Origin of the sequence: Mycobacterium sp. SMC-8 (genome assembly GCF_025263565.1) — a bacterium.
GTDB lineage: Bacteria > Actinomycetota > Actinomycetes > Mycobacteriales > Mycobacteriaceae > Mycobacterium.
Window position 1 is genome coordinate 1,099,164 of record NZ_CP079865.1, and the last position, 15,688, is coordinate 1,114,851.

Genomic DNA, 15,688 nt, shown 5'->3' on the forward strand with positions numbered 1-15,688 from the left:
CTGCGTCACACTACTTGTCGGCGGCCAACACGATGGCCTTGACCTCCTCGACTGTGGTGGCCTGCCGCAGCCGGGCGACCTCGTCGGGTTTGAGGAACACCTGCGCGATCTTGGTCAACAGCGCCATGTGGTCCTTACCGGCTCCGGCGATCCCGACGACGAACTCCGCGGGCTTGCCGTTCCAGTCGATCGGCTCGGAGTACCGCACGAACGACAGCCCTGTACGCCGGATGGTGTCCTTGGCCTCGTTGGTGCCGTGCGGGATGGCCAGCCCGTTGCCCATGAAGGTGGACACCGAGGATTCGCGCTCGTGCATCGCGTCGATGTAGGCCCGTTCCACCGCGCCCGCAGCGACCAGCAGCTCACCGGCTTCGTTGATCGCCTCGACGGCCGTCGTCGCCGAACCGTTCAGCACGATCGACGACAACGGCAGAACGTCCTCGCCAGCGCCTTCCGCGTCGGCCGCCTCGGCCTCGGCGACCCCAGCCGCGGGGGCGGGCGCCGGGCCGCCGTCGTCGTTGGTTTGCTTGAGCTGTTCGACGATCTCGTCGTAACGCGGACTGCCCATGAAGTCCTCGACCGAGACGTGGACGGCGGACCCGGTGCGCTGGCGGGCGCGTGCGGTCAGGTCGCGGTGGGAGACCACCAGGTCGTAGTCGTCGGTCAGGTTCGAGATCGCGGCGTTGGTGACCTTGACGTCACTGAAGCCGGCCTGCTGAATCTTCTTGCGCAGCACCGACGCTCCCATCGCCGACGAACCCATGCCGGCGTCGCAGGCGAACACGATGCGCCGGATGGGTCCGGTCGGGCCGCCGCCGGGGCCCACCAGAGCGCCGGCCACGCTCGACTTCTTGCCCTTCATCGACTCCATCTCGGCGGTGGCCGCGGCGAGGTCCGGCTCGTCGGTGGCCCGGTCGGTCTTGAGCAGCAGCGCCGCGACCGCGAAGGATACCGCCGCCGCACCGAACACCGACAGCGTGACGCCGAGGAAGCTGCCGCTGGCGGTTTGGGCGTAGACCGCGATGATGGACCCGGGCGCGGCGGGGGCCCGCAGGCCCGAGCCGAAGAGCACGTTGATGAACACACCCGTCATGCCGCCGAGGATGGTGGCGATGATCAGCTTCGGCTTCATCAGCACGTACGGGAAGTAGATCTCGTGGATCCCGCCGAAGAACTGGATGATCGCCGCACCCGGGGCCGACGCGCGGGCGATTCCACGGCCGAACGCCATGTAGGCCAACAGAAGTCCGAGCCCGGGGCCGGGGTTGGCCTCCAGCAGGAACAGGATCGACTTGCCGGTTTCGAGTGCCTGCGTGGTGCCCAGCGGCGTCAGCACGCCGTGATTGATCGCGTTGTTGAGGAACAGCACCTTGGCCGGTTCGATCAGGATGGACGTCAGCGGCAGCAGATCGTTGTCGACCAGGAAGTCGACGGCATTGCCCGCGGCGCGGGTGAAAGCCGACACGATCGGCCCGATACCGAAAAAGCCGACTATGGCCAGGATCATCCCAAGGATGCCGGCGGAGAAGTTGTCGATCAGCATCTCGAATCCGGGGCGGATCTTGCCCTCCCACAGCGCGTCGAGCTTCTTCATGCACCAGCCGCCGAGCGGGCCCATGATCATCGCGCCGAGGAACATCGGGACGTCGGCGCCGGTGACCACGCCGATCGTGGCGATCGCCCCGACCACGGCGCCGCGGTTGCCGTGGATCATCCGACCACCGGTGTAGCCGATCAGGATCGGCAGCAGGTAGGTGATCATCGGGCCGACGATTCCGGCGCCGTCGTAGGCGCCCCACCCGCCGATCTTGGCGACCCAGCCGTCCGGGTTCTTCAACTCGTCGAAGATGCCCTGCAGCCAGCCCTGCTCGATGAAAAGCGCGGTGATCAGACCCCACGCGATGAACGCCGCGATATTGGGCATGACCATGTTCGACAGCGCGGTGCCCAACTTCTGCACGTGCACCCGCACGCCGGTCCGCGGGGCCGTGTCCTCGATTGTTGCGTGTGACATCAAATCCTCCGATTGGCAGATGGCGGCCGGGTGATGCCGGTCACATAACCCCAGTACACCGCATAAACGGGCATTAATGCAAGCATTCAGTCAAAATCGGTCAGTGATTTTGGTGGTTTTATGCCCGGATGGCGGATAGAGTGCTGGAGAGCACACCCGTCGAGAGGACTGCACCATGAAGGCTCTGCGCTTCTACGCCCCCGAGGACGTCCGGCTCGAGGATGTCCCGGAGCCGGTCTGCGGACCCGACGAGGTGAAGCTGCGCGTGCGCAACTGCTCCACCTGCGGCACCGACGTGAAGATCTTCTACAACGGCCACCAGAACCTGACGCCGCCGCGGACCATCGGGCACGAGATTGCCGGCGAGATCGTCGAGGTCGGCGCCAACGTGAACGCGACGTACGGCAGCAATTGGCAGGCCGGCGACCGCGTGCAGGTGATCGCCGCGGTGCCGTGCGGAGAGTGCCACGAGTGCCGTAAAGGCTGGATGGCGGTGTGCCAGAACCAGACCTCGATGGGCTACCAGTACGACGGCGGCTTCGCCGAATACATGATCGTGCCCCGGCAGGTACTCAAAGTCGATGGGCTGAACCGGATTCCGGACAACGTCGGCTTCGACGAGGCGTCGGCGGCCGAGCCGTTCGCGTGCGCGATCAACGCCCAGGAGCTGCTCGGCATCGAGGAGGGCGACACCGTCGTGGTGTTCGGTGCGGGCCCGATCGGCTGCATGCACATCCGCATCGCACGCGGCGTGCACAAGTGCGGGCCGATCTATCTCGTCGACGTCAACGACGCACGGCTGAAGATGTCGGCCGACGCCGTGAACCCCGACGGTGTGATCAACGCCGCCGAGGTCGACGTCGTCGAGAAGGTCATGGAGCTCACCGGCGGACGCGGCGCCGACGTCGTGATCACCGCCACGGCCGCCAATATCGCTCAGGAGCAAGCGATTTCGATGGCAGCGCGTAACGGCCGCATCTCGTTCTTCGGGGGGCTGCCCAAGACCGACCCGACCATCACCTGCGACTCGAACGTCGTGCACTACCGCCAACTTCACATCCACGGCGCGAACGGTTCGGCACCCGAGCACAACAAGCGGGCACTGGAGTACATCTCGACCGGTCAGGTGCCGGTGAAGGACCTCATCACCCGGCACATCCCCCTGGACGACGTTCTCGACGCGTTCCAGATCGTCAAAAACGGTGAGGCGATCAAGGTGACCGTCGAGCCCGCACCGGCCGAGGTGGCCGCGCCGGTCTAGATGGGTATGGCCGCGCCTGCCACGCCTATTGACTTTCGATAGTTTTCTCGCGATATTCGCTGTATGCCCGCCGTCCGTCGAGTAGTTCCCTTGCTGCGAATCTTCCTGCTCGCGCTGTTCGCGATCTTGCTGTTGCTGCAGACGATGTCGCTGCCAGGGCAATTCGCACATATGGCAGCGGAGTCGCCGGACCGGGCGTACCTGCGGTGGCCGCTCACGGCGGTGTCGGTGTTCCTCGTGCTCTGTGCGCAGGTCGTTCTGGTCTGCACGTGGAAGTTGCTCACGCTGGTCAGCAGAGACCAGATCTTCCGGCCGGTGTCGATGATCTGGGTGAACGCCATCCTCGGCGCGATCGCGGTCGGGTGGACGGTGTTTCTGGCGCTGTTTGTCTACATCGGGTTCCAGGCCGACGATCCCGGGCTGCCGCTGTTGATGCTCCTGTTACTGACCGGTGGCGCGGTAGTCGGCCTGCTGCTGGTGGTGATGCGGGCGTTGCTTCGACAGGCGACTGCTCTGCGCACCGACATGGACGCGGTCATCTGAATGGCCATCGTCGTGCGCATCGATGTCCAGCTGGCCCGGCACAAGATGAGCGTCGGTGAATTCGCCACACGGATCGGCCTCACGCCGGCCAACGTGGCGGTGCTGAAGAACGGTCGCGCGAAGGCGGTCCGCTTCAGCACGCTGGAGGCGATGTGCCGAGTTCTCGACTGCCAGCCCGGTGATCTGCTGGAGTGGATCCCCGATTGAGGTCGCCCTGGGAAGCTCGTCTCAGCCCCGGCGCCGGGCGGCACGGTCGGCCGCGGCGAGCAGTTCGTCGCGGAACAGCGGATGTGCGATCGCCGCGAGTGCGTGCCCGCGCTGCTGAACGGTCTTGCCTTCCAACTCGGCGGCGCCGTACTCGGTGACGATGACGTCGACGTGATGGCGCGGCGTGGTGATGATCGCGCCGGCGTCGAACTGTGGCACGATCCGGGACTGCAGCCGGCCGCCGTCGTCGAACGTCGAGGGCAGGCAGATCAGCGAACGGTCGGTCAGCTCCAGACCGGCGCCGGCGACGAAATCCTCGGCCCCGCCGATACCGCTGAACTGGTCGCCGCCGATCGTGTCGGCGACCACCTGGCCGTGGATGTCGACCGCCAGCGCCCCGTTGATCGAGATCATGTGATGGTTGGCCCCGATCACCTCGGGCGAGTTGACGATCTCCACCGGAAGGAACGCGACCTCGGGGTTGCCGTCCAACCACGCGTAGAGCTCCTCGGAACCGAACGCGAACGTCGTCACACTGACTCCGTCGAATCGTCCCTTGGCGGTGTTGGTGACCTTGCCGGCCAGGTGCAACTGCATGCAGCCGTCGGTGAACATCTCGCTGTGCAGGCCGTAGTCTCCGCCCTCGCCCTGGGCCAGTAGCGCCGCGATTTGGCTTGGGATGGAACCGATCCCGGTCTGCAACGTGGCACCGGGCGGGATGAAGGTGACAGCGTGACGAGCGATTGCGGTGTCGGTGTCGGTGGGCGGCGGACTCGGCAACGCCAGCGGCGCCTCGGTCGACCGCACCAGGATGTCGATGTCGTCGACGTGCAGTGCGTGCCGATGCTCGCCGTGGCCGAACGTCTGGGGGTAGGCCTGCGAAACCTCGACGACGAGCAGTCGGTCCGGGTCGGCGCCGGCGCGGCGCAGCTCGGTCTCGGTTCCGCCGGCGTGCAGCGACAGCGAGCACCAGCCGTCGGTGTCCGGCGGTGCGGCGACTGTGGTCATCACGCGCGGCGACTGCCGTTCCATCAGCTGCCCGAACCGGCGGAAGTCGGCCGGGGTGAAGTCGATGTCAGCGCCGGAATCCCGCAGCACCCGTTCCAGCGGGCCGTAGAAACCGGACAGATAGTGCACACCGGCCCGGCCGAACAGGTCGGTTCCGACGGCCAGCAGCGCACCGTAGACCCGCAGATCCCTCCAGTCCGTGCGGGCGCCGAGCGCGCGCAGGAACGCCGGAGGCTGGCCCGGTCCCAGCGGCAGACCGAGGGTGTCGGCGGGCGTGAGCCGGGCGGCGGCCTCTTCGGCGGTCAGTTCCTCGGGCATGCCGACACCCTGCCATGCGGGACACACCGCGACGGGTGACACGTCCCGTCCCGAGGGTTTCGAACTCGCGGCGCGAAGGTACCCCGCCCGCATGGCTCGGATCCGAGCCTTGATGTACGGCGGAAAGGGATGCACATGGGTGCCGACGACAAGGCAAGCAACAAGATCGAAGACCTCGGCGGGAAGGCCAAGGAGGGCGTCGGCAAGCTGACCGGCGACAAGGACACCGAGAACGAGGGCAAGCTCGACCAGGCCAAGTCCAGCCTCAAGGACGCCGGCGAGAAGGTCAAAGACGCGTTCAAGAACTGACTCGCATGAGCAGTCGGCCCTGTCATCAGTGCGGATGGCAGGGCTGACTGCTCACGGCGTGGTGAATTCACCGTGGTTCAAAGCCAACTCCTGACGCGCGACGCGCGTTCTAATGGTGGCTGGGGCCTGAGCCCGGCACCGAGAGAAGAATCCGATGAGGCACACACCCGCCGACCTGCCTTCACCCGACGAGTTCCGAAGGAAGTTGGCGCACCTTGACCGCGAGTTCGCGGATGCCCGCAACTACCTGTCGAGGTTGCACGCCGAAGACAATGAAGCGCTCAGCGCGCTGATGGCGGAGATCCACCACAGCGGACGGGCCATGAAGGTGTTGGCCGCGATGGCGGTGCAGGCTCTCGACTTCGCCGAACTGTCGGCGGACCGCCTCGGCGGCGATGTTCAGAAGTGGCTCGACGAGTCGGCGATGGCCCAGGACACCGCCGAGAACGAGCGGGACCAGACCGAACTCGGCGGCGAAGGGTAAGTCTCCCTGCCGAGACCGCGTACCCGAAAATTCGGACGCAGCAGCGGATGTTTGACAGCCTCTACCCGCGTACGCAGGAGAGGTGTGGCGGTGGCGGAGGGATTTGAACCCAAACTGAGGCCAAAGTGTGGCCACGCTGAGGCCAGCACCACCCGGGCATAGCCAGTCAGGAGAACAGGACAAATGATGGATTCGCAGGCAGTCGACATCAAGCAGCTGCGTGAGGAGACAGCGAGGGCGTTGCTGCAGACGATTGAGGCGAAGGCGGCGACAGCTTCTGCCAGCCAGCTCGATGACCTGGCATTGGCTTATGCGCTCGTCGTTAAGGCCGCGCCGGGCAAGCTGCCAGGAGTCTCTCCGTCGACCAACGCATGACTGCCGCGGACGGTGCTGCTATCGCCAGCGCCGTCATCGCGTTCCTATCGAGGGTGGGCGATGCCGTTGGCTGGTTTCCGTCACAAATCTGAGCGATTCGCTATCAGAATCCACATGCAAAGCCGGTTCACATAAGTCCGGGACATGTAAAAATTTGAACGTTTTCTTTACATGTATGTTCGATTCTGGGATCGTGAAGCGGTGAGCGCCTGGAAACCGGACAAGCCGTTCAACGACCTCCCCCGCCCCCCCGGCGTCGACACTCTTGAGACACGCGCGGTCTTGAAGGCTGCCATCGGTGCCAATACAGCCCTCGCTCATCTTGATCAGGCAGTCGTCTCCATCCCGAACCCGACAGTGCTGATCAACTCCATCCCGATCTTGGAGGCCCAGGCCAGCTCGGAGATCGAGAACATCGTGACTACGACAGATGACCTATTTCGTCACCTTGACGATGAAACACATGCTGATCCGGCCACGAGAGAGACGCTCCGATATCGCACAGCTCTTCGGGCTGGTTTCGAACACACCTTGGAGCGAGGCCTCACCACCACTACTGCGGCAGCGGTTTGCAGCATCATCAAGGGCCGGGAGATGAAGGTGCGCGCCCTCCCCGGGACTCGAATCGCGCGGCCGGGCAGCGGCGAGGTCATCTACAGCCCGCCCGAAGGGCGCGATGTGATCGAGAAAAAATTGACCGACTGGGAGTGCTACATCCATGAACAGGACGGGCTGGATCCTTTAATCAGGATGGCCGTTGCGCACTATCAGTTCGAAGCAATTCACCCGTTCACTGACGGCAACGGCCGAACCGGCCGGATCGTAAACGTGTTGATGCTCGTCGAAGCTGGTCTGCTCCGCCTTCCAGTCCTTTACCTGTCCCGCTACATCATCGATACGAAGAATGACTATTACCGCCTACTGCTGGCGGTGACAGCTGACCAGGCCTGGGAAGAGTGGGTCATTTACATACTCACGGGCATAGAGGTCACCTCCCGGTACACCTTGCGCAAAGTTAATGCGATCCGCCGGCTCCAAGACGACTTCTGCCAGCGTGCAAGAGCGGCATCCAGGGGTGGTGGAGACGCAGAGTTCCAATCGGTGCTTTTCGAACAGCCGTACTGTCGGATCACCACCGTGATGAACCGCTGCGGCGTGTCCCGGCCCACGGCGACGTCATGGCTGAACTCCCTTGCCGAGCATGGATTGCTCGAGAGTGTCAAGATCGGCCGCGATCGGCTGTACATCAATAGAGAGTTCCTCCGACTGCTCGTTCGGCAAGAGCCGCTGACCGAGGCCGATCCCGGATGAAAAGAAACTTTCGATACCCGGAGAACATGACAAAAAGCTTCACACAATCTTGCGTAAAACTGTGGCGCAAATCACATTAGGCGCCTAGTCAGCAAAGCCTGAGAGCTTGGGCCCCCGCGGCCAGCGCCACAGCGCCGCAACGATAAAAATAGCCTCTCACCTGGATCGCAGGCTGGAGAGGTGTGGCGGTGGCGGAGGGATTTGAACCCTCGGACGGGGGTTACCCGTCACACGCTTTCGAGGCGTGCTCCTTAGGCCGCTCGGACACGCCACCGTGTGGCAGCTTACCGACGCACACGCCCCAGACCAAAACGCGCCGACCCCGCCGAGATTGCGCCCACTGCGCAGAATGTGCCCGCCGGACCGCGCCAGATGCGGTCTCGGCGGAACCGGGAAGTCACCGCTGCCGCGCGAAGAACTCCTCCAGCGGCGCCGCGCACTCGGCCTCCAGCACCCCGCCGCGCACCTGCGGCCGGTGCGTCAGCCGCCGGTCACGCACCACGTCCCACAAGGAACCGACCGCGCCGGTCTTGGGTTCCCACGCACCGAACACCACCCGCGCCACCCGGGCCATCACCAGCGCACCCGCGCACATCGTGCACGGCTCGACGGTCACGGCCATCGTCGCGCCCTCCAGCCGCCACCCGTCACCCCACGCCGACGCCGCGGCGCGCAGCGCCAGGATCTCCGCGTGTGCGGTCGGATCGCCGAGGGTTTCCCGGGCGTTGGCGGCCCGGGACAGCTCGGTCCCGTCCGCGGCGACGACGACCGCGCCGATCGGCACGTCCCGAGGACCGGCCAGCCGGGCGGCGTCGAGCGCGGCGCGGATCAGGTCCTCGTCGGTCACCGATCCAGACGGTCCAGCACCGCCGACAGCTCGTCGGCGAATCCCATCTCCCGCGCTATCCGGCCCACCTGCTCGTCGGCGTACAGGTCGTCACTCTCGTCGAGGATCACCCCCAGCACCGCTTCGGGCAGGCCGATGTCGGACAGCAGGCCGAGGTCTCCCTCCTCGAACGGGTCCGACCGTTCGAGCTCCTCGTCGTCGATGTCGGCGTCGAGCTTCTCCAGCACCTCCGCCGCGATGTCGTAGTCCAGGGCCGCGGTCGCGTCCGAGAGCAGCAGCCGGGTACCCGACGGCGCGGGCCGCACGATCACAAAGAACTCATCGTCGATGTCGAGGATCCCGAAAACCGCTCCGGCGCTTCGCAATTCACGCAGCTCGGTCTCCGCGGCGGTCAGGCTGGTCAACGCTACCGGCCGCATCGGGGTGCACCGCCATTTGCCGTCCTCGCGGACGACGGCCACAGCGAAGCCGTCCGGAACGTCGGTCACCCGCTCCTGCTTCTGTGCACTCTGCGCTCCCATGAGGCCTGAGGGTAGTCCCCCGGCAGGGGCTTGACCAGCGGGTCCGCACCGCCCTGCACACCCTCCTGACACCGACTGTCCAGACCGATGTGCCAACCTAGGCAGGTGACGAAGCCACCGGTGTGCGTGATCGGTCTCGGCCTGATCGGCGGCTCGCTGATGCGGGCCGCGAAAGCCGCCGGGCGCGACGTGTTCGGCTACAACCGCTCCGTCGAAGGCGCGGAGGCGGCCCGGTTCGACGGCTTCGACGCGAGCACCGACCTCGACCAGACCCTGGCCCGCGCCGCTGCGCACGACGCGCTGATCGTGCTCGCCGTACCGGTGCCCGCGCTCGGGCTGATGCTGAGCCACATCCGTGCCACCGCGGCGAATTGCCCGTTGACCGACGTCACCAGCGTCAAGGGTGCCGTGCACGCCGAAGTCGAGAAGGTCGGCCTGCTCAGCCGGTTCGTCGGCGGGCACCCGATGACCGGGACCGCCCATTCCGGATGGGCCGCGGGCGACGCCCGACTGTTCGTCGACACCCCCTGGGTGCTCAGCGTCGACGACCACGTCGATCCCGCGGTGTGGGCAAGCGTGATGGACCTGGCGCTGGACTGCGGCGCGTTCGTCGTGCCGGCGCGCTCCGACGAGCACGACACCGCGGCCGCGACGATCTCACACCTGCCGCACCTGCTCGCCGAGGCGCTGGCCGCCACCGCCGGTGAGGTGCCGCTGGCGTTCGCGCTGGCCGCCGGCTCCTTCCGGGACGGCACCCGGGTCGCCGCGACCTCGCCCGACCTGGTGCGGGCGATGTGCGAGGCCAATTCCACCCGCTTGATGCCGGTGCTCGACCACGCGCTTCGGTTGCTCATCGATGCCCGCAACCAGCTGGCCCAGCATCAAACCGTGGCCGACCTCGTCGAGACCGGCCACGCCGCTCGGGTCCGTTACGACAGCTTCAGCCGCCCGCAGATCGTCACCACCGTCATCGGCGCCGACGGCTGGCGCGACGAACTCGCCGCGGCAGGGCGCGCCGGCGGGGTGGTCAGATCCGCTCTGCCAACCCGGGATAGTCCAGGATGAAGCCGTCGGGGTCGACGGTGACGGTGGTTTCGGCCACCGGCGAGTGCAGCTTGATCCCGTCGGCCCCCGCTGCGTAGCTGATCGTCGCGACGTCCACCGACAGATCGGGCACCCGCACGTAGACCACTGGCACCGTCACCGATCCCTCTCCCTGGTACACCCGGGTGCGCCGGATCGGCAGGGTGTTGAAGAACGGGCTGAAGATCACGTCCACGTCGAGTGCACCGTCGAAGGCCGACCTGCGGGTCTGCCCGGAGCGCTCCTGCACCAGCCACATGTTCTCCTCGTCGCGCGCGATCGAGAGCTGCCGCTCCCGTTCGGCCAGCGTGACGGTCAGCGACAGCCGCTTGGTGGCCCCGTGCTCGTCGGTGACGAGGTCGTAGGACGCGCTGAACGGGGGGTGTTCCGAGGTGGCGGCGGCCACGATCCGGCCGTGGGCCTTGATGCGGTCACCGGCGAGCTGCACGCGCACCGACTCCATCCGCGGCACATCGTGCGCGCGCCAGGTCAACACAGCCGGCCAGCGGCCGGATTGCTCCTCGCGGCTGGGGGCAGTCGCGTCCGAGCGATCGGCTTCACTCATGCCTCTACCGTAGGCGACGGCTTTGCGCGTTCGTGGCGGGCTTCCGAATCGGGGGATGAACCGGGCCGCGGCCGTGATTCCAATGCGACCTCGTCGCCGAGGAAAGGCTGCGGCATCGCGCCCAACCGCTGCAGCCTGCCGGTGCCGGGCACCGACGCCCACACTGCGAACGCCAGCAGAGCGTCCAGGAACAGCGCCAGCGCGGTGACCATCAGGGCACCCACGAGGGCGACGTAGAACTCGCGCACCTTGATGCCGTCGATCAGGTAGCGGCCCAGCCCGCCGAGGCTGGCGTAGGCCGCGACGGTGGCGGTCGCCACAATCTGCAGGGTTGCGGTGCGCAGCCCGCCGAGGATCAGCGGCATCGCGTTCGGAGTCTCCACCCGCAGCAGGATCCTGCGTTCGGTCATCCCCATCGACCGGGCGGCGTCGACGACCGTGCGGTCGACGTTCGCGATGCCCGAATAGGTCCCGGCCAGCAGCGGCGGGATGCCCAGCAGCATCAGCGCGACGGTCGGCGGGACCAGACCCAGGCCCCACAGCAGCACACCGAGCAGCAGCACGCCGAGGGTGGGCAGCGCACGCAGCGCGTTCACGCCGGTGACGACGAGGAAGGTGCCGCGACCGGTGTGCCCGATCAGCATCCCGAGCGGCACCGCGATCAACGCCGAGAAGAACACCGCGATGACGGTGTACTGCAGATGCTCCAGGATCCGGGCGCTCAGCCCGGCCGGACCGCCCCAATTGGCGGCGGTGAAGATGAACGACAGCGCCTCCTGCAGGAAGTTCATGCCGGCGCACCCGCCTTCGCCGTGGACGCCCGGTCAGCCCGGGTCCAGGGGGTGAGCGCCCTGCCGATCAGCATGATCAGGGTGTCGATCACGATGGCCAGCACGAAGATCGCGATGATGCCGGCCACGATCTGATCGCTCTTGTTGGCTTGGTAGCCCTCGGTGAACCAGGTGCCCAGGCCTCCGATGCCGATGACCGACCCGACGGCGACCATTGAGATGTTGGTGACCGCCACCACCCGCAGGCTCGCGATGAGCACGGGAAGCGCCAGCGGCAGTTCGATTTTCAGCATCCGGGTGAGCGGCCGGTATCCGACCGCGGTGGCCGCGTCGAGCACCACCGGGGACACCGCGTCCAGCGCTTCGGGCACCGCCCGCACCAGCAGCGCGACGGTGTACAGCGTCAGCGCGACGATCACGTTGGCTTCGTCGAGGATCCGGGTCGGGATGATCAACGGCAGCACCACGAACAGGGCCAGCGACGGGACGGTGAAGACGATGCTGGCCGTCACCGTCGTCAGTCGCCGCAGCACCGTCGTCCGCTGCACCAGCGCACCGAGCGGCACCGCGATCAGCAGTCCCAGCACGATCGGGATCAGCGACAGCCGCAGATGGATCACCGTCAGCGTCCATAGCGTGTCGAGGTGGGTGACCAGGTACCGCATCGGCTCAGCCCCCGGCCTGCCTGGCGATGCGCTGTGCGTCCAGCGCGGCGAGCACGTCGTCGGCCTTCATCCCGCCGATCACCTGGCCGCCGTCGTCGACGGCCACCCCGAGCCCGGCCGGGGAGGACAGCGCCGCGTCCAGCGCCTGCCGCAGCGTGCCGTCGGGCTGGAACAGCGACCCACCCGCAATGGTGCTGTCGTACAACGAACTCCCGCTGCGGTGCAGTTCGACACCGGCGGCGTCGATCCACGCGTACGGGGTGCCGTCGGGCCGGGTCACCAGCGCCCAGTCTCCCGGCCTCAGTACCAGGTCGTCGATCTCGGGTTCACCGACATGGCGGATGCCGTGCAGCGGTAGCCCGGTCGCGTGGAAGAACTGCAGGCCGCGGTATCCGCGGTCGGCACCGACGAATCCGGCGACGGTGTCGTTGGCCGGATTGGACAGCAGCCGAGCCGGCGCGTCGTACTGCTGCAGGACCCCGCCGCGGCCGAACACCGCGACCTTCTCGCCGAGCTTGATCGCCTCGTCGATGTCGTGGGTGACGAACACGATCGTCTTGCGTAATTCGCTTTGCAGCCGCAGGATCTCGGTCTGCAGGTCTTCCCGGACCACCGGGTCGACCGCGCTGAACGGCTCGTCCATCAACAGGATCGGCGGATCCGCGGCCAGCGCCCGGGCCACCCCGACACGCTGCTGCTGACCGCCCGAGAGCTGAGCCGGGTAGCGGTCGGCGAGTGTGGGGTCCAGCCCGACACGTTCCATCACAGCGAGCGCGGATTTACGTGCGCTGCGCCGGGATTCACCCTGCAGCACCGGTACCGTCGCGACGTTGTCGACCACCCGCAGGTGCGGCATCAGCCCCGCGCTCTGGATCACGTAGCCGATGCCGAGTCGCAGCTTCACCGGATCGACCTTGGTGACGTCCTTGCCGTCGACGGTCAGGACACCGGAGGTGGGGTCGATCATCCGGTTGATCATCCGCATCGACGTGGTCTTGCCGCAGCCCGACGGGCCGACGAACACCGTCAGCGTTCCTTCGGGGATGTTCAGCGTCAGATCGTCGACTGCCACGGTGCCGTCCGGGAACTTCTTGGTGACGTGTTCGAAGGTGATCACGTGAGTTTCCCGCCCCCTACTTCCCGATCGGTTGATCGAAGCCGTTGTCGGAGATCCACTTCGCCGCCGCCTCGTCGGGGTCGACCCCCTGATTGCCCTCCACCGAGGTGTTCAGTTCGATCAGCGTCTCGGTGGTCAGCTTCGCGCTGACGGCGTCGAGCACGGTCTTCAGTTCGTCGGACATCTTCTGCGAGGCCACCAACGGCACCACGTTGGCCGCCAGGAAGACGTTCTTCGGATCTTCCAGCACCACCAACCGGCTCTGCTCGATCGCCGGTGAGGTGCTGAAGATGTTGGCCGCGGTGACGGTTCCGTCGGTCAGCGCCTTGACGGTCGCGGGGCCTCCCCCGTCGCTGATCGCGATGAAGTTGGCCGGCGCGATGTCCAGCCCGTACTTCTGTTTGAGTCCTACCAGCCCGGTTTGGCGGGTCTGAAACTCCGATGGCGCACCGATTTTCACCTCCGGCGAGTGCACCGCCAGGTCGGCGATGGTTTTGAGGTTCCAGCGTTGCGCGGTCTGCTCCGAGACCGCCAGGGTGTCCTTGTCCTCGGCCGGCGACGGATAGAGGATCGACAAACCGCCGGGGAGGGCTTTGAGCAGGCCCAGCAACACCTCGTCGGGGGTGGTGGCGGTGCTCTCGGCGTCGAAGTACTGCAACAGGTTGCCGGTGTACTCCGGGATCAGGTCGATCGAATGGTCCTGCACCGCGGGGATGTAGGTCTCACGGCTGCCGATCCCGAACTGGCGGGAGATGGTGAACCCGTTGGCTTCCAGCGCCTGGGCGTAGATCTCGGCGAGGATCTTCGACTCGGTGAAGTCGGCGGAACCGACCTTGATCGATCTGAGGTCGCCGGAGATGTCGCCGCCGCCGAGTGGATTGGAGCTGCCGCACGCCGCGACCATCAGGGTGAGTGCGGCTACGGCAACCGCGACAGCGGCGCGCCTGATTCGTCGGGAACAGTTCATCCGACCGTCCTTTCACTCTCGCCTGCCTGCGAGAAGGGCTTCGCCGACCTTACGTCACCGGTGAAGTGGTTTCATTCAAAGCGCATTAGGGCAAAGATGGAGCCATGTCCAGCGATCCGTTCGCGTCAGCCGACCAGCCGGCGTTCGACGCGCCCGGGACCCCCACGATGGGGACCCCGCCACCGCCACCGCCGCCGCCGAAGTCCGCGGTGCACCGCACCCGCGCCGCCGCACTGTGGGCGGCACTCACATTGGGATTCCTCATCCTGATCGTGCTGCTGGTCTTCATCGCGCAGAACACCGAGTCCGTGGAGTTAGCCTTCCTCGGCTGGCACTGGAGCCTGCCGCTGGGTGTGGCGATCCTGTTCGCCGCCGTGGCGGGCGGCCTGGTGACGGTCGCGGTGGGTGCGGTGCGCATGTTCCAACTGCGGCGCGCCGCCAAGAGGAACCTCAAGGGCGGCGTGTAGCTCACCGGATCGACACCAACTGCTCGATGCGGTCACGGGGCAGCTCGCCGTCGACGGTCGCGAACACCTCCATCGCGTTGACCGTCATCGCGCCCCCGTGGTTGTCCAGCCAGGCGGTGTCTGCCGCGTCCCGCCCGGTCGCGATGCGCAGCATCGACTGCCGCGGCGCCAGGCAGGTGGCGTCCACGACGTGCCACTGACCGTCGACGAACGCTTCGGCCACGGCGTGGAAGTCCATGGGGTGGCACCCGGGCGCGTACACCGACACCAGCCGGGCGGGCACGTTCACCGCCCGCAGCAGCGCGATGACCAGGTGCGCGTAATCGCGGCACACCCCGGAACCGGCCAGCAGCGTGTCCGCGGCACCGTCGATCGGGTCACTGGACCCCGGCACGTACCTCAGCCGGGCACCCACCCAGGACGACACCTTCGCCAGCAGCACGACGGGGTCGTCGACGTCACCGAATTCTGTGCCCGCGAAACCGAAGAACTTGTCGGCTTCGGCGTACCGGCTGGGCCGCAGATACATGGACAGGTCGAGGTCGCGCACCGGCGCCGGGTCGGCCTGTCCGACCACGCTCGCCCGGTAGCTGACCTTGAGGTTGCCGACCGGCGCGTCGAGTTTGTGGATGCGGTTGCCGTGGTCGCCGGCGATCTGGTTGATCCGGGCGTCTGGAATCTCGTTGCCGTTCAACGTGAACGACAGTGACTCGGTGACCTCGGCACCCGGCTGGGGCGCTACGGCGATCTGGAATTCGAGCGTCGTGGGCTCGGTGATCTCGACGTCGAGTTCCGCGCCGACGTCACGTTTCATCGTCGTGCGGGGCGCATCGGG

19 protein-coding genes and 1 tRNA gene are annotated in these 15,688 nt (G+C 66.7%); 9 read left to right on the forward strand and 11 right to left on the reverse strand.

All coding sequences use genetic code 11. The features are described from left to right. Positions 1 to 10: 10 nt before the first annotated feature. A complete protein-coding gene (locus tag KXD97_RS05435; RefSeq protein WP_260755757.1) occupies positions 11 to 2,014 on the reverse strand; it encodes a PTS mannitol transporter subunit IICBA in 2,004 nt (667 codons plus the stop codon). Positions 2,015 to 2,189: 175 nt separating this feature from the next. Between KXD97_RS05435 and KXD97_RS05440 the strand changes: the two genes are divergently transcribed. From KXD97_RS05440 to KXD97_RS05450, 3 genes are all read left to right on the forward strand, one after another. Further along, positions 2,190 to 3,275, forward strand: coding sequence for a zinc-dependent dehydrogenase (locus KXD97_RS05440; protein ID WP_260755758.1), 1,086 nt, complete (start codon positions 2,190 to 2,192; stop codon positions 3,273 to 3,275). A 90-nt stretch (positions 3,276 to 3,365) separates the two neighbouring features. Further along, positions 3,366 to 3,818 (forward strand): DUF2975 domain-containing protein, encoded by a 453-nt coding sequence (locus KXD97_RS05445; RefSeq protein WP_260755759.1) that lies wholly within the window; start codon positions 3,366 to 3,368, stop codon positions 3,816 to 3,818. Continuing rightward, positions 3,819 to 4,025: a helix-turn-helix transcriptional regulator gene (locus tag KXD97_RS05450; protein WP_260755760.1), complete on the forward strand. Its 207-nt coding sequence runs from the start codon at positions 3,819 to 3,821 to the stop codon at positions 4,023 to 4,025. It abuts the gene before it with no gap. Between the two features lie 21 nt (positions 4,026 to 4,046). Here the strand turns inward: KXD97_RS05450 and KXD97_RS05455 are convergent, their stop codons facing one another. Beyond that, on the reverse strand, positions 4,047 to 5,351 hold the full coding sequence (locus KXD97_RS05455) for an acetyl-CoA hydrolase/transferase family protein (protein ID WP_260755761.1): 1,305 nt from the start codon (positions 5,349 to 5,351) through the stop codon (positions 4,047 to 4,049). Between the two features lie 135 nt (positions 5,352 to 5,486). Between KXD97_RS05455 and KXD97_RS05460 the strand changes: the two genes are divergently transcribed. The 4 genes from KXD97_RS05460 (at position 5,487) to KXD97_RS05475 (ending at position 7,830) form a co-directional block, all read left to right on the forward strand. Next, the gene (locus tag KXD97_RS05460) at positions 5,487 to 5,660 is read left to right on the forward strand and encodes a CsbD family protein (RefSeq protein WP_260755762.1); all 174 of its coding nucleotides are present in this window, start codon (positions 5,487 to 5,489) and stop codon (positions 5,658 to 5,660) included. 154 nt (positions 5,661 to 5,814) lie between these two features. Further along, positions 5,815 to 6,144, forward strand: a complete 330-nt coding sequence (locus KXD97_RS05465) for a hypothetical protein (protein WP_260755763.1) — start codon at positions 5,815 to 5,817, stop codon at positions 6,142 to 6,144. 186 nt (positions 6,145 to 6,330) lie between these two features. Then, a complete protein-coding gene (locus KXD97_RS05470; RefSeq protein WP_260755764.1) occupies positions 6,331 to 6,519 on the forward strand; it encodes a hypothetical protein in 189 nt (62 codons plus the stop codon). A 201-nt stretch (positions 6,520 to 6,720) separates the two neighbouring features. Next, positions 6,721 to 7,830 carry a Fic family protein gene (locus KXD97_RS05475; RefSeq protein WP_260755765.1) on the forward strand — a complete coding sequence of 370 codons (1,110 nt, stop codon included), beginning with the start codon at positions 6,721 to 6,723 and terminating at the stop codon, positions 7,828 to 7,830. Between the two features lie 183 nt (positions 7,831 to 8,013). Here KXD97_RS05475 and KXD97_RS05480 read toward each other — a convergent pair. From KXD97_RS05480 to KXD97_RS05490, 3 genes are all read right to left on the reverse strand, one after another. Further along, positions 8,014 to 8,104 (reverse strand) — tRNA-Ser (locus KXD97_RS05480). Positions 8,105 to 8,227: 123 nt separating this feature from the next. After that, on the reverse strand, positions 8,228 to 8,677 hold the full coding sequence (locus tag KXD97_RS05485; RefSeq protein WP_260755766.1) for a nucleoside deaminase: 450 nt from the start codon (positions 8,675 to 8,677) through the stop codon (positions 8,228 to 8,230). Next, positions 8,674 to 9,198, reverse strand: coding sequence for a tRNA adenosine deaminase-associated protein (locus KXD97_RS05490; protein ID WP_260755767.1), 525 nt, complete (start codon positions 9,196 to 9,198; stop codon positions 8,674 to 8,676). Before KXD97_RS05490 ends, KXD97_RS05485 begins: the two co-directional genes overlap by 4 nt. A gap of 120 nt (positions 9,199 to 9,318) precedes the next feature. On the opposite strand from KXD97_RS05490, the gene KXD97_RS05495 reads away from it, so the two are divergent. Continuing rightward, the gene (locus KXD97_RS05495) at positions 9,319 to 10,263 is read left to right on the forward strand and encodes a prephenate dehydrogenase (protein WP_260757848.1); all 945 of its coding nucleotides are present in this window, start codon (positions 9,319 to 9,321) and stop codon (positions 10,261 to 10,263) included. Here KXD97_RS05495 and KXD97_RS05500 read toward each other — a convergent pair. From KXD97_RS05500 to KXD97_RS05520, 5 genes are read right to left on the reverse strand one after another with little or no spacing between them, the layout of a single operon-like run. Beyond that, positions 10,226 to 10,846 carry a putative glycolipid-binding domain-containing protein gene (locus tag KXD97_RS05500; protein ID WP_260755769.1) on the reverse strand — a complete coding sequence of 207 codons (621 nt, stop codon included), beginning with the start codon at positions 10,844 to 10,846 and terminating at the stop codon, positions 10,226 to 10,228. The two genes, KXD97_RS05495 and KXD97_RS05500, sit on opposite strands and share 38 nt — an antisense overlap. Then, positions 10,843 to 11,637 (reverse strand): ABC transporter permease, encoded by a 795-nt coding sequence (locus KXD97_RS05505; RefSeq protein ID WP_260755770.1) that lies wholly within the window; start codon positions 11,635 to 11,637, stop codon positions 10,843 to 10,845. The genes KXD97_RS05500 and KXD97_RS05505 overlap by 4 nt, the downstream gene beginning before the upstream one ends. After that, complete coding sequence (locus tag KXD97_RS05510) at positions 11,634 to 12,302, reverse strand: ABC transporter permease (RefSeq protein ID WP_260755771.1); 669 nt, start codon at positions 12,300 to 12,302, stop codon at positions 11,634 to 11,636. The genes KXD97_RS05505 and KXD97_RS05510 overlap by 4 nt, the downstream gene beginning before the upstream one ends. A gap of 4 nt (positions 12,303 to 12,306) precedes the next feature. Further along, positions 12,307 to 13,419 (reverse strand): ABC transporter ATP-binding protein, encoded by a 1,113-nt coding sequence (locus KXD97_RS05515; RefSeq protein ID WP_260755772.1) that lies wholly within the window; start codon positions 13,417 to 13,419, stop codon positions 12,307 to 12,309. A 16-nt stretch (positions 13,420 to 13,435) separates the two neighbouring features. Next, positions 13,436 to 14,386 (reverse strand): ABC transporter substrate-binding protein, encoded by a 951-nt coding sequence (locus KXD97_RS05520; RefSeq protein WP_260755773.1) that lies wholly within the window; start codon positions 14,384 to 14,386, stop codon positions 13,436 to 13,438. Positions 14,387 to 14,490: 104 nt separating this feature from the next. Between KXD97_RS05520 and KXD97_RS05525 the strand changes: the two genes are divergently transcribed. After that, positions 14,491 to 14,853 carry a lipopolysaccharide assembly LapA domain-containing protein gene (locus KXD97_RS05525; protein WP_260755774.1) on the forward strand — a complete coding sequence of 121 codons (363 nt, stop codon included), beginning with the start codon at positions 14,491 to 14,493 and terminating at the stop codon, positions 14,851 to 14,853. Between the two features lies 1 nt (position 14,854). On the opposite strand, the gene KXD97_RS05530 is transcribed toward KXD97_RS05525, so the two are convergent. Continuing rightward, a complete protein-coding gene (locus KXD97_RS05530; protein ID WP_260755775.1) occupies positions 14,855 to 15,667 on the reverse strand; it encodes a transglutaminase family protein in 813 nt (270 codons plus the stop codon). Between the last annotated feature and the right edge of the window lie 21 nt (positions 15,668 to 15,688).

Bases quoted from the DNA above. Each gene is read 5' to 3' on its own strand.
- KXD97_RS05435 (WP_260755757.1), bottom strand. From the start codon at position 2,014: ATGTCACACGCAACAATCGAGGACACGGCCCCGCGGACCGGCGTGCGG.
- KXD97_RS05440 (WP_260755758.1), top strand. From the start codon at position 2,190: ATGAAGGCTCTGCGCTTCTACGCCCCCGAGGACGTCCGGCTCGAGGAT.
- KXD97_RS05450 (WP_260755760.1), top strand. From the start codon at position 3,819: ATGGCCATCGTCGTGCGCATCGATGTCCAGCTGGCCCGGCACAAGATG.
- KXD97_RS05455 (WP_260755761.1), bottom strand. From the start codon at position 5,351: ATGCCCGAGGAACTGACCGCCGAAGAGGCCGCCGCCCGGCTCACGCCC.
- KXD97_RS05460 (WP_260755762.1), top strand. From the start codon at position 5,487: ATGGGTGCCGACGACAAGGCAAGCAACAAGATCGAAGACCTCGGCGGG.
- KXD97_RS05465 (WP_260755763.1), top strand. From the start codon at position 5,815: ATGAGGCACACACCCGCCGACCTGCCTTCACCCGACGAGTTCCGAAGG.
- KXD97_RS05470 (WP_260755764.1), top strand. From the start codon at position 6,331: ATGGATTCGCAGGCAGTCGACATCAAGCAGCTGCGTGAGGAGACAGCG.
- KXD97_RS05490 (WP_260755767.1), bottom strand. From the start codon at position 9,198: ATGGGAGCGCAGAGTGCACAGAAGCAGGAGCGGGTGACCGACGTTCCG.
- KXD97_RS05500 (WP_260755769.1), bottom strand. From the start codon at position 10,846: ATGAGTGAAGCCGATCGCTCGGACGCGACTGCCCCCAGCCGCGAGGAG.
- KXD97_RS05505 (WP_260755770.1), bottom strand. From the start codon at position 11,637: ATGAACTTCCTGCAGGAGGCGCTGTCGTTCATCTTCACCGCCGCCAAT.
- KXD97_RS05510 (WP_260755771.1), bottom strand. From the start codon at position 12,302: ATGCGGTACCTGGTCACCCACCTCGACACGCTATGGACGCTGACGGTG.
- KXD97_RS05520 (WP_260755773.1), bottom strand. From the start codon at position 14,386: ATGAACTGTTCCCGACGAATCAGGCGCGCCGCTGTCGCGGTTGCCGTA.
- KXD97_RS05525 (WP_260755774.1), top strand. From the start codon at position 14,491: ATGTCCAGCGATCCGTTCGCGTCAGCCGACCAGCCGGCGTTCGACGCG.
- KXD97_RS05530 (WP_260755775.1), bottom strand. From the start codon at position 15,667: ATGAAACGTGACGTCGGCGCGGAACTCGACGTCGAGATCACCGAGCCC.